This is a genomic window from Acinetobacter pecorum (genome assembly GCF_014837015.1).
GTDB classification, from domain to species: domain Bacteria; phylum Pseudomonadota; class Gammaproteobacteria; order Pseudomonadales; family Moraxellaceae; genus Acinetobacter; species Acinetobacter pecorum.
This window is the reverse complement of record NZ_JACSPT010000014.1, coordinates 31,129-43,500: the sequence shown is the minus strand read 5'-3', so window position 1 is coordinate 43,500 and position 12,372 is coordinate 31,129. Positions and strand designations below refer to the sequence as shown.

The 12,372-nt window shown below is 45.5% G+C and carries 11 protein-coding genes; 3 read left to right on the top strand and 8 right to left on the bottom strand.

Annotated features, from left to right (window positions below; translation table 11 throughout):
* Nucleotides 1-48: 48 nt before the first annotated feature.
* From H9629_RS11080 to H9629_RS11065, 4 genes are all read right to left on the bottom strand, one after another.
* A complete protein-coding gene (locus H9629_RS11080) occupies nt 49-1,035 on the bottom strand; it encodes a cell division protein ZipA C-terminal FtsZ-binding domain-containing protein (RefSeq protein WP_191731092.1) in 987 nt (328 codons plus the stop codon).
* Between the two features lies 1 nt (nt 1,036).
* Nucleotides 1,037-4,489 (bottom strand): chromosome segregation protein SMC, encoded by a 3,453-nt coding sequence (smc, locus tag H9629_RS11075; protein ID WP_191731102.1) that lies wholly within the window; start codon nt 4,487-4,489, stop codon nt 1,037-1,039.
* Nucleotides 4,490-4,500: 11 nt separating this feature from the next.
* On the bottom strand, nt 4,501-5,196 hold the full coding sequence (locus H9629_RS11070) for a GntR family transcriptional regulator (RefSeq protein WP_191731091.1): 696 nt from the start codon (nt 5,194-5,196) through the stop codon (nt 4,501-4,503).
* 199 nt (nt 5,197-5,395) lie between these two features.
* Complete coding sequence (locus H9629_RS11065; RefSeq protein WP_064097015.1) at nt 5,396-6,199, bottom strand: sulfite exporter TauE/SafE family protein; 804 nt, start codon at nt 6,197-6,199, stop codon at nt 5,396-5,398.
* Nucleotides 6,200-6,226: 27 nt separating this feature from the next.
* Between H9629_RS11065 and H9629_RS11060 the strand changes: the two genes are divergently transcribed.
* A complete protein-coding gene (locus H9629_RS11060; protein WP_064097016.1) occupies nt 6,227-6,982 on the top strand; it encodes a biotin--[acetyl-CoA-carboxylase] ligase in 756 nt (251 codons plus the stop codon).
* A 14-nt stretch (nt 6,983-6,996) separates the two neighbouring features.
* Nucleotides 6,997-7,737 (top strand): type III pantothenate kinase, encoded by a 741-nt coding sequence (locus H9629_RS11055; protein WP_191731090.1) that lies wholly within the window; start codon nt 6,997-6,999, stop codon nt 7,735-7,737.
* Here H9629_RS11055 and H9629_RS11050 read toward each other — a convergent pair.
* The 3 genes from H9629_RS11050 to ffh all read right to left on the bottom strand — a co-directional run bounded on the left by H9629_RS11050 (nt 7,691) and on the right by ffh (nt 10,564).
* Nucleotides 7,691-8,296, bottom strand: coding sequence for an RBBP9/YdeN family alpha/beta hydrolase (locus tag H9629_RS11050; protein WP_191731089.1), 606 nt, complete (start codon nt 8,294-8,296; stop codon nt 7,691-7,693). The genes H9629_RS11055 and H9629_RS11050 overlap by 47 nt on opposite strands.
* A 143-nt stretch (nt 8,297-8,439) precedes the next feature.
* The gene (locus H9629_RS11045; RefSeq protein ID WP_064097019.1) at nt 8,440-9,006 is read right to left on the bottom strand and encodes an RBBP9/YdeN family alpha/beta hydrolase; all 567 of its coding nucleotides are present in this window, start codon (nt 9,004-9,006) and stop codon (nt 8,440-8,442) included.
* A gap of 151 nt (nt 9,007-9,157) precedes the next feature.
* Nucleotides 9,158-10,564 (bottom strand): signal recognition particle protein, encoded by a 1,407-nt coding sequence (gene ffh / locus H9629_RS11040; RefSeq protein ID WP_064097020.1) that lies wholly within the window; start codon nt 10,562-10,564, stop codon nt 9,158-9,160.
* A 138-nt stretch (nt 10,565-10,702) separates the two neighbouring features.
* Here ffh and H9629_RS11035 point away from each other — a divergent pair, with 138 nt between their 5' ends.
* Nucleotides 10,703-11,512 carry a cytochrome C assembly family protein gene (locus H9629_RS11035; protein ID WP_064097021.1) on the top strand — a complete coding sequence of 270 codons (810 nt, stop codon included), beginning with the start codon at nt 10,703-10,705 and terminating at the stop codon, nt 11,510-11,512.
* Between the two features lie 106 nt (nt 11,513-11,618).
* On the opposite strand, the gene H9629_RS11030 is transcribed toward H9629_RS11035, so the two are convergent.
* A complete protein-coding gene (locus H9629_RS11030; RefSeq protein ID WP_191731088.1) occupies nt 11,619-12,344 on the bottom strand; it encodes a class I SAM-dependent methyltransferase in 726 nt (241 codons plus the stop codon).
* Nucleotides 12,345-12,372 lie beyond the last annotated feature (28 nt).

Genomic DNA, 12,372 nt, shown 5'->3' with positions numbered 1-12,372 from the left:
TTGCAGTCTACAGATTCAACTTGGAGATTGAACAAAGCAATCTTCGAGTCAGGTGGCCTGTCCCGGGCGATAATCAATCGCTTGATGGCGCCAGAATTCACGTAATTGCGGCGTGAATTCCTGTTGGTTCTGATCGTAGACCAGACCATCCACTTCACGAGCAATTAACCGCGAAATACTGTCCATGGTATCAAAAGCATTTTGTACATCACTATGCGGTAAAGCTAGGAAGAATGCCAGACCTTTGACTTCCTGAGTCGACAGGGTTTCCAGATCAAAGCCTTCCATACCTGTATCAGTCATTTGCAGTACCGAAAACAGCAGTTTTGAACCATCTTCACTATAACGGTGAAAACAGGCCAGCTCGCCATAACGCAGACCATATTTCAGTAGAACTTTCAAAGTTTTATCACCTGAAAGCACACGACCTTGCGGATAGATATGCAAAGAAATAATGGTCTCAGCACTGGATAATGCACTTTCTTCATCCACTATTTTCTGTTCATGCAGATGTGCATCCAGAATACTGCTTTCATCATTAAATTCAGAAATTTCAGCTTTTTCAATATTGCTGTTCAGACTGAATTCGGCAGCTTTATCTTTATTTTCGAGGTGATTGTTTTCCTGTTTTGTTTCAGCCGGCTTTTGCTCTATTGCTGTGTCGGCTACTTCTGTCGCGACCGACGTTGCCACCACTTTAGCCTCTGTCACATCGCTCGACTGGGCAGCTACAGGAGTTTCGACTGCTTTTGGCTCAACCGGAGTTGATTCAGCCTTGCGAAAAGCAGATGGCTTTTCAGGAGCCGGTTCATTTGCACTCAGGCTTGGCTCTATGCGTTGTGTTGAATCTGCGTCCTGCTTTGCCAGTTGCGATCGTACATGCCGAGGAATGACAGGGGTCTGGCTATCCGGGTCGATATGCAGGCTGGCATCCAGGGAAGGAGCTGCCTCGACAGGTTTTTTGAGCAACATTCTGATGCCCAACAGCATGATGATAATTGCAATAACAATCCCGATAATGGTGGTGATTTCCATATTATACCTCCGCAGCTAAGCCGTATTCTTTTGCCTGTTCCAAATTTACTGTCACTAATTTTGAGGTTCCCGGTTCAGGCATGGTTACACCTAAAAGATCAGTCGCCATCATCATTGCAAGTTTGTTATGGGTAATATAAATAAATTGCACTTGTTCAGAAAGCTCTTTGACTAAATTACAAAAACGTCCCACATTGGCATCATCCAGGGGTGCATCGACTTCATCCAGTACACAAAATGGTGCCGGATTTAAGCGGAAAATTGCGAAGACCAATGCCAAGGCAGTTAAAGCCTTTTCCCCGCCAGAAAGTAACGCGAGTGAACTGTTACGCTTGCCTGGTGGTCGGGCCATTAGTTTTACACCCGATTGCCATCCATCTTCAAGACTTAAACTCGCTTCACCGCCCTCAAATACTTTCGGAAACAGGTTTTGCAGCTCGGCATTGACCTGATCAAACGTGTGCATAAACAGTTTACGGGTTTCCTGGTCAATACTCTTCATCGCAGCCTGTAGCTGTTCAACCGTATTTTCCAGATCCTGCATCTGGTGACTCAGTTCCTCGTAACGTTTTGATACTTCTTCATATTCTTCAGAAGCCGCCAGATTCACGGCACCCAGCTTATCGAACTGGGTTTGGGCTTTTTCCAGCTTCGCCTGATGGGCTTTGATATCAATATTTAAGCCGCTAATGACATCATGGTTCAGTTCTTTCAGCTGTTCTGAATAATGCTGTAAATCAGATCTGGCTGCCTGCCAGGCTAAACGTTTGGCTTCCAGCTCGCTACGCAGCTGTTCATCCTGCTGTTGGAAACGATGACGCTGTTCGGTCAGCTGCTGCTGCTTGCTCTGCACCTGATTTAATTCAACCTGCCAGTCGGCCCAGGTCTTTTGCAGCTTTTCAGTGATCTGCGCCTGTTCATTAAACTGGCTCTGTAAAGCAGGTAATTCTAGCTGTACCGGATCGACAAATTTCTTGGCTTGTTCGATTTGTGCAGTAATTTGCTGAGACTGTTCTTTTAGGAAGACCTGATCTTTTTCCAGTAATTCGATCTGCTGCTGGGTTTGCACACATTGACGGCGCAGCAATTCCAGTTCCTGCTGCGCTTGCTGGCTAAGCTGCTGCGAGTCATCCAGCTGAGCACTCAATTCTTCTAGCTGAAATTGCAGGGTTTTATAATTCGGTAAAGCCTGTTCCAGCTTTAGATTCAGGGCATGCAGATCAATTTCCAGATCGTCTTTCTGCATGGCATCTTCTTCAAGCTGCTCATCCAGTTGTTGTAACTGATGCTGTAATTGCTGCTTTTGCAATGCGAAAGCCTGCGCACTACTTTGTACTTTGGCAATATTGACATCGAGTTGCTGCAGCTGTTTTTGGGTATGCTTGTGCTGCTCGCCGATGCTTTGAATCTGGCTTTGCAAAGCTTTAACCTGATCGGTGAGTTCAGGTAACTGCTGCTCCAGCTGCATAAACCTAGGTTCAAGTTCTGCAAGTTGCTGCTCGATTTCATCCAGTCGAATTCGATGGCTTAAAGCACCTTGTCCGGCCTGACTGGCTTCATCATAATCCAGGGCAATGACCCAGTCTGCACCGACATGGTAGCCATCCAGACTTAAAATCGACTGGCCTGCGCTTAGTTGGGTTTGCAAATCAAGAGCATGTCTAAAGTTCTCAGTCACAGCCACCTGTTGCCAGAGTGAATATTGAGGCTCATCAATCCAGTCTGCCAGACATGGGAGACCGGCAATCTGAATTTTATCCTGAACAGCCTGTTGCTTTAACTGACGCGCACAATCTTCAAGGAAGTACTCGCCCTCAGCCAGAATCTGGGCAGACAGCCATTTTGCCAGAAATTTTTCGATCAGGCTGGCATGTACCTTGCCTGCATCATTGAGCTTAAGTACATGCATCAGCTGTACCGCATCACTCTTGTTATTCGGGTTGGCTTTGGTCAGTAATTGGCTCAGGTTTTTCTGTTCTGAATGTAGCACCTGAATTTCAGATTTGAGCTGCATCAAGCGCTGTTGTTGGGTCGCCTGCTCTTCCTGAATCTGCTCGAATTGAGTTCTTAAATTTGTTAATTGAATTTCATAGCCAACGATTTGCTGTTCAGCTTGGGCTTTGTCTGCCTGATATTGCTCCAGCTCATCTTGCTGCGCCTGTTGCTGAATCTGTGTGCTTTGCTGTTGTAGCGTCTGTTTCTGCTGTTCAATCCGTTCAATATTCTTTGCCAGTTGCTCGCTTTGAGCCAGCATTTGCAATTTACGCTGTTGCTGCTGTTCGACCTGAGTTTTAATCTGTGCGAATTGCGCTGTAATTGTACTCTGCTGGGATTTGAGCTCACTCAGATTCTGGCTATGCGTCTGACTCTGGCCATCTTGTTGCTGCAATTGTGCCTGTTGATCTTCAAATTGCTGCTGCAAGGTTTCGAGTTGCAGTTCAATCAACTGCAAACGCTCTTTGGTCTGGGCTTTTTGCTGTTCCAGTTTGATCAAACTGGTAGAATTCTGCTCCAGCAAAGACTGCTTTTGCTGCAGGGTCATTTCCAGTTCAGCCAGTTTTTTCTCGGCCTGTTGCCATTCGCTTTGCAAAGGGGTGGATTGCTGAATCAGACGCTGGAACAGTTCACTGGTACTGCCTAAATCATGTTCTACGGTAGTCAGTTCAGAACGCACCAGCTTAAACTTTTCCCCGAGCGTATTCATCTCAAGGGTATATTCTTCCTGTAAGCGCTGACTCTGCTCACATTGAAAAGACAGAATTTCAATCTTGATCGTACGGATCTGCCCTTCCAGTTCTTTATATTGAATCGCACTTTCCGACTGACGTTTCAGGGTTTTTAGCTGAGATTTCAGTTCGGAGGCGATATCTTCCAGACGCGACAGGTTTTGTGTGGTGTGATCCAGATGCAGCATGGTTTCACGGCGACGCGCCTGATAGCGCGATACCCCAGCCGCTTCTTCGATATAAACCCGCATTTCCTCTGGCTTGGCATCGACCAGACGGTTAATCATACCCTGCTCAATAATCGCATAGGAACGCGGACCCAAACCGGTGCCAAGGAAAATATCGGTAATATCACGACGACGGCATTTGCTGCCATTCAGGAAATATTCGGACTTGCCATCGCGGTTGACCTGCCGGCGTACCGCCAGTTCATTATAGGCATTATAGGCACCGCCGAGCTTGCCATAAGTATTGTCAAAGCGCAGTTCCACACTGGCCATACCGACCGGTTTACGCTTGGCAGTTCCGGTAAAGATGACATCCTGCATGCTGCCACCACGCAACTGACGCGCACTGGACTCGCCCATGACCCAGCGTATGGCATCAATGACATTGGATTTACCACAACCATTTGGTCCCACGACCGCAGTACGATTATCTTTAAAATGTAAGGTGGTACTGTCGGCAAAAGATTTAAAGCCTGAAAGTTTTAAACTGCTTAAACGCATAATGTCCTGATTTAACGTCGTGAGCGTCTGGCCCACGCGAGTTCAATTTGTTTCATCCGTGTCAGAGATTCCAACACAAGGTTGCGCAAGTGTCGACAAAAATCTTCCATAAATAAAGTGGCCTGATGGGTTTTTCGTATCAAAATTGCTTCAGTGACCAGTTTAAATAAGTCAAAAGATTCTTGTGACTCGCGTCTGGAAATATTCAGGGTCAGAAAATAGCTCCGACGTAAAGATGGCAGCAGTTCCTGATAGTAGCGCATCAGATAAGGATTCCCCACCATCTCATGCTGCTGGGCCATGCCCTGAAAGATCAGATCATAAAACTTTTCAGTGTGTCCTTGGCGGGTTTCTGCTTCCAATTGCTCTAATAATAGCTGAATGCGCTCAGCTTCATGCACCCGCCAGGTCTCCGCCATGCGATGCACCATCTGCCCGAGCAATAACGAGGTCATGTCAAATAAGGCACGTACCTGCAAGGCCGACATTTCTGAAACAATTGCTCCCCGGCGTGGAAAAATTTCAATCAGTTGGGTGCGTTCCAGCAACAACAGTGCTTCACGAACCGAACCCCGGCTGACATCAAGCTCCGAGGCAATCCTAAGTTCCTGTATACGTTCGCCTTCGACCAGTTCACCGCGAATAATCTGTTCGCTAATATGCTTGGCAATCTGCTCAGACAAACTTTGCGCTTGTTCTAATGGCATACCGTTCCTGTGTTTATTTTTATGGATAGTGGCTTAACCCTTTATTTGGGCTATGTTGCTATTAAACGGCTTTTTTTTAATGAATACTTTGACATTGTCAGACAATCTTGTGTCTATACAGCCAACTCCCACTTACAAAAAAGGAGAATAGTGACCTATTCTCCTGCAGCGACACATTGATTTAACCTGAACATTTGAATCAGGCAATGAAACCCTGATAAATAAAATACAGGCCGACGGTAGTCAGCAAGGCCGCAAAACATTTTTTCAATACAGCCGGTGAAAGCAGATGTGCCACTTTTGCGCCCAGTTTCGCAGTGAAAAAGCTCATCGTGCTGATACCGAGAAACGCATAAATATGAATATAACCGATGGTATTCGGTACGGTGACCTGCGCCTGTTTACCAAACCACATGAACCCTAATGCACCCGCGATTGCAATTGGCAAGCCACAAGCGGCAGAGGTCGCTACTGCTTTTTGCATGACAACCCCACAGCGATTCAGAAATGGAACCGTCAAACTGCCCCCGCCAATTCCAAAAATGGCCGATGCCACACCGATACCGCCACCCGCAGCAATTTGCAGCGGTGTTGAAGGTAATTTTTGGTTTGGGTCGACCTGAACATTGGCACCTTTAAACATTCGAAACGCTACCCAGACCGCAAAGAACCCGATTAACAATTGCAAACCTCGACCAGATAAATAATCGGCAATCCCCGCACCCACAAATGACCCTATCACCAGACCTGGCGCCAGATTACGAAACACGGGCCACAGCACTGCCCCTCGTTGATGATGTGCCATGACCGAGCTGATCGAAGTCACAATAATCGTCGCCAGGGAAGTACCCACCGCCATATGCATAATCACGTTAGGATCGTACTGAAGCTGGGTAAAAACAATGTAGAGGATGGGTACAATGATCAAACCTCCACCGACCCCAAACAGGCCTGCGGCAAATCCGGCAATTGCACCAATCAATAAATATATGATTAACTCCATAACGATATTTACCACGTTTAGATTCAAATGGATGTAGAAACTCGTGAACTGCAACAACGATTAAGCGATGCAGGCCAACTCCCGGAAGTATTACTCATCAAACCGATTACCACATCGACCAATGATGATGTGCGCGAATTGGCAACGAAAGGGGTACAGCAGGTTCTGGTATGCAGTCATGTGCAGACCCAAGGCCGTGGACAGCGTCAACGTCAGTGGATATCACCTGAAGGGAACATCTATTTAAGCACATTGCTGCATACACAAAAACCCATTGATGGTCGTCTGGCGCTAGAAATTGCGTTAAATATCCTGCAAATGCCAAGTCTAAAAGGCCTGGAATTACAGGTGAAATGGCCGAATGACCTGTATAGCCTGCATGGAAAATGGGGGGGTATTCTGGTCGAGCCGGTTTCAACCACGCAGGTGGTGGTCGGGGTCGGGCTAAATATTGATCCTCTGTCCACCGATCTTCCAGACCAGCAGGTCAGCTCCTTGAGCGAGCTGGGATTATCGCATACATCAAGAGTCGAGCTAATTGCCCAGTTATATCTGGCGATTCAGCAAGCCGGGCAATGGTTTAATTATGGCAGTCAAAACCTGGCGGCGCGTTTCAATCGATCGGCTGCATTTATGCAACAAACAGTTGAATTTACCGATGTGCAAGGGCAATATTCCGGTACTTTTCTCGGGATTCAGGACGATGGTGCAGTCAAGATTTTGACCGATCAAGGAATCCAGACCTTTTATCAGGGACAGCTCCGCCTTCAACACGGTGGATGAACAGGCATACAGCAATGAAAAAATTATGGTTGGATATTGGCAATACCAGACTGAAATACTGGATTACCGAGCATGATCAGATTATTGAACAGGCAGCGGAATTACATTTACAGTCTCCTGCTGATTTATTACTGGGCCTGATCCAGCATTTTAAAACACTGGGCTTGCATCAGGTGGGGCTATCTTCGGTCCAGGATAAAATCAGTAATGAGCGTATTCTCAGTATTTTAGAAAGTCTGCATATTCCAGTGATTTTTGCTCAGGTACAGGCGGAATATGCCGGTCTGATCTGTGGCTATGATGAACCTTCTCAGCTGGGCATTGACCGCTGGTTACAGGTACTTGCAGTGGCGACTCAAGCGCATGAAAATTACTGTGTAATTAGTTGTGGTACGGCACTGACCATTGATCTGGCGCAAGGACAACAACATTTGGGTGGATTTATTCTGCCGAATCTGTACTTGCAACGTGATGCACTGATTCAGAATACCAAAGGTATTAAAATTCCGGATGGTGCTTTTTCTGAACTTAATCCTGGCCGCAATACCCTGGATGCTGTACATCATGGCATTCTGCTGGGCCTGCTCAGCACCATTGAAAAAGTACTGCATGATTTCCCAGCACAGCTGGTTTTAACCGGTGGAGATGCCCCACTTTTTGCGCAGCATCTCAGCCATTACCATCCCCGGATTGAACCTGATCTTTTACTTAAAGGCCTGCAGCATTTTGCAGCTCATTTGCCAGACACTGTGTGATAATATCCAGCAATTGAGGGAATTCGGAAAAGCCATCAGATTTATTGAAATGTCCGGCTTTTTTGATCTCAAAAATTTTTGCATTCAAGCTATGGGCTAAACGCAAGGAAATCGGTGCAGGCACATAGGGATCATTACTGGAGATCAGCATCACCGCACGTTTATAGCTATAGGGCAAGTTTCTCAGATCGAGTCGCACAGCCTGCAGTATTTTATTCAGTTCTGACCAGGCCACCAAAGGTGTATCAAAGGCTGAGACCATAATGATACCGCCGATCTTGCGTTGCTGCTGAATATAATGTTCCTGTAAAAAGTTTAAAACACTGATGCAACTCAGGCCATGTGCAACTAAAAAGGTATGTTCATCCATGTGCGGAATGTGCAGTTTCAGATTCTGCTGCCACTCTTCTAAATCAGGCTGAAAAGGGTTGGCCAGCATAATCCGCTTGGACTCAAAACCGGCATTTTTAAGCTGGCGACTGAGCCAAGGGTACCAGTGATCATTGGAGGTCGCCTGATAATCCGGCACGATATAGACTTTTTTTATTATATTTTTCATAGTGCATTACTTATAATTATTGAACGCAAACGGCGTCGATAAAAATCAGTTTTAAACAGTCTGGAGATGGAATTCAAGTACCTTTTTGAACACCATCTCATATTAAATTTTAAAATTTAGTGAATACAATAACATGCTTAAATTTAAGATTTAATCAGATAAGGCTCGATCACTTTCCAGAGCTCCGGCAGATCAGTACAGCCTTGTGAATCAATAAAATGTCCGTGATGCTTGGCATTCACCACAATTGCATCAAGACTGTCCGCTTGTTCCAGACTAAATTCTGGTGCAACCCGGTCATCTCCTTCGGAGTAGATCACCACACGCTCTGCAACCTGTTGTTTGAGTAAATCAAAATCGATATCCGCGGCATCAATAAAAGGGTTTACTTCATCCAGACGACCCAGCCGGCCATTAAATCCTGCGATCAATACCAGTTGCTGAATTTTCTGCTGTTTTAATTCTCTGGATAGGTAATGTAATGCGGCCACAGTTCCCAAGCTATGTGCAATAAAAATACTGTCCTCATCAATTGCATCAATCTGTTCACGCATTTGCTGATCCCAGGTGTCCAGTGTCGGTGTAGTTGATGGATCCAGCCGGAGGACTTTTAAACTGACATTTTCCTGTTGGGCTTTTTCCTGAATCCAGGGGTACCAGTTTTCTTCCGGGCTTGCAGTATAACCATGTACGACAATTACTTGGTTCATTTGAAATTTCTCTTTATTTTGTGCTGATATTCCCGAGTCTGCCTGATTAGATTTTTATTTTGGGTAAGTAAATGTTGTTTTGTTTAAACCAGTTTGACCATCTATTCGCAATAAAAAAAAGGCGCATATTGCGCCTTTTTTAAAACAAAACTTATTTCTTGTCGTTGCCGCCGAACAATGGTCCCATACCACCGCCGCCGCCAAACTGTTTCTGCAGACCGCCGAGTGATTTCATCATTTTTGCCATACCGGATGGATTGGCAAATTTTTTCATCATCTTGGCCATCTGCGCATGTTGCTTGATCAGCTTGTTGACTTCTGCCACTTCCATACCACAACCTGCTGCGATACGTTTTTTACGGCTTGGGTTCATCAAGTCTGGATTACGGCGCTCTTTCAGGGTCATCGACTGGATAATCGCTTCCATTTTCTTGACCTGCTTTTCAGGATTGGCTTGCGCCAATGCATCTTGCAGACCGGCATTGCTCATGCCAGGAAGTTTGTCCAGGAAGCCCATCATGCCGCCCATCTTGTTCATCTGCTCAAACTGCATCAGCATGTCTTCAAAGTTGAAGCTGCCGCCTTTTTGCAGTTTTTTCGCCATTTTTTCGGCTTTTTCTTTGTCGACCTTACGTTCAAGTTCTTCGACCAAAGAAAGTACATCACCCATACCGAGAATACGCTGTGCAACACGCTCAGGATGGAATGGCTCCAAGGCATCGAGTTTCTCACCCATACCCAAGAATTTGATTGGCTTACCGGTAATTGCACGTACTGACAGTGCCGCACCACCGCGTGCATCACCATCAGTTTTGGTCAGGATCACACCAGTTAAAGGCAAGGCATCATTGAATGCTTTGGCGGTGTTTGCCGCATCCTGACCAGTCATGGCATCGACCACGAACAGGGTTTCAGTCGGGTTAATCGCTGCATGCAGCTCTTTGATTTCACCCATCATGTCATCATCGATATGCAAACGGCCTGCCGTATCGACAATCAGCACATCGGCAAACTGGATTTTTGCCTGTTCAATCGCACGTTTTGCAATATCAATTGGGCGTTCATCTGCGTGAGATTCTAAGAAAATCGCACCGACTTCACCCGCGACGGTCTGTAGCTGTTTGATCGCTGCTGGACGGTATACGTCGGCAGAGACCATCGCGACTTTTTTCTTTTGACGTTCTTGTAAGAAGCGTGCAAGTTTCGCTGCGGTTGTTGTTTTACCTGCACCCTGCAGGCCTGCTAGCAGGACAACAACAGGTGGTTTTGCAGCGAGGTCGAGGCTTTCATTGGCCTCGCCCATCATTTTGGTCAATTCGTCATGAACGATTTTGACAAAAGCCTGCCCAGGAGATAACTGAGTCATCACTTCCTGGCCCAATGCTTCTTCCTTAACTTTCGCGATGAATTCACGAGTTACAGGTAACGCAACATCGGCCTCAAGAAGCGCCATACGCACTTCACGTAACGTATCTTTAATATTGTCTTCGGTTAGCTGCCCTGAGCCAGTAACATTTCTTAAACTCTGCGTGAGTCGTTCTGTTAAGGTATCAAACATTGCAAAATCCGCTTAAAATAGCCATGAGCAAAAAATTGTTTCTTAAAATAGAAAATTTATGCATAGAATGCTATAGGATACTGTAGTTCGCAGCGAATTTATATAAATGAATATTCATCACCCTTAAAAAGGTTTGACATGGTTAGCCTCCCCTTGGTTTATACGATCTTAGCATTAGTCGCTTATACCGCTTCTTTCTGGTATCTGTTCATTCATTTAATGTCTAAACGTACTCCTAATCAATGGTTTGTTTCGCTAACTGCACTGCTTGGACTGAGCCTGCATGCACTGGTGTTATATGGTGATATGCATACTCCGCTAGGCATCAATTATGATGTCTTTTCCCTGTTTTCTTTTACCTCGGGTTTGATGCTGCTGCTCAGTATTATTTACAGTACTTATCGTCCGATTATTGCCCTGAACCTGATCGGGATTCCAGTGGCTGCCACAGGTTTGATCCTCGGTTTTGTCTTTACCCAGCCAGCTAAAATTATTATCCAGAACTCTCTAGGCTTGGACATTCATATTATTTTGTCTTTGTCTGCTTATGCAGTATTGCTCATGGCAACCATTCAGGCTGTAATTTTACGTTTTCAGGATCGTGAGCTGAAAAAGAAGCACAAACGCCGGGTTTGGGTCAGTTTGCTACCCTCTTATCAAGACATGGAATCACTGCTGTTTGATATGCTGATGACCGGTTTTGTTTTACTTACCCTCGCTTTGGGCTTTGGCTTCTTTACCATCGACAATTTCTTTGCTCAGCATCTGGCACATAAAACTGCGTTCAGTATTATTTCTTGGCTGGTTTATGGTTCACTATTAATCGGACACTGGAAGTTTGGTTGGCGTGGTCAGAAAGCCGTGCGCTTTACCCTGCTCGGTTTTGGCTTGCTGGCACTGGGTTTTATTGGGTCTAAATTTGTGCTGGAAATGATTCTAGGGCGATAATTCTGAGCCTTGAAATATTCAATTCATTGTCCAATAAAGTTCAATAAACAGGCTTTAGCTTGAATAATCTTTAAACGGTTATACGCCCCGCACGTACTGATAATGGCTAGCCAATGACTCTAGGCAATTCTGGATCTTCCCATTCTGGCAATAAGGCATCTGCCAGTACATTCAGTGGATTATGTCCAAGTGCGTTAGTGGCAGCTTTCACAGCTGACCAAGTACTCATATAACCAATTAACTGATAAAAGTTCCATTCAACCTCTAATACAGGTGGCTGAATCGCAATTTCCTGAAATGGAAATGGTAGATTTTTATATCCTTCATCTACATGGCGACGTTCAGGCGGCCAGTACGGTGCAAGCGTGACTTCATAAAAATGCTTAAAATACTGATTCAGATGTGGCTCATCCACACTGAACACGCCATAGCTAATTAAAGCCAGAATGGCTTTAGGTTTCGCGATGCGTCGAACTTCTGCGTAGAATTTTTCCAGATCGAGCCAATGCGCTGCTTGAGCCACTGAAATCAGATCAATACTCTGGTCAGCACACGGAATCTCTTCAGCAAATGCCTGACCATACTGAATTTTTGGATGCGGTTTGGCTTGGGCAAGCTGTTCAGCACTCGCATCAATTGCAATCACCTGATCAAAATAATTCGCCAAAACTTCTGAAAGCTGTCCAGAACCACAGCCGACATCTACAGCCAGTTTGGTACCTGGTGACAGCTCTGCCAATAGCTTTCCCAATGCATCCGGATAATGCGGACGAAACAAGGCATAATCCTGTGATTGCTGGGAGAAATGATCCTTGAAATGAGGCTGTTCCATACTACCACCTGATATATTTATGATTCTT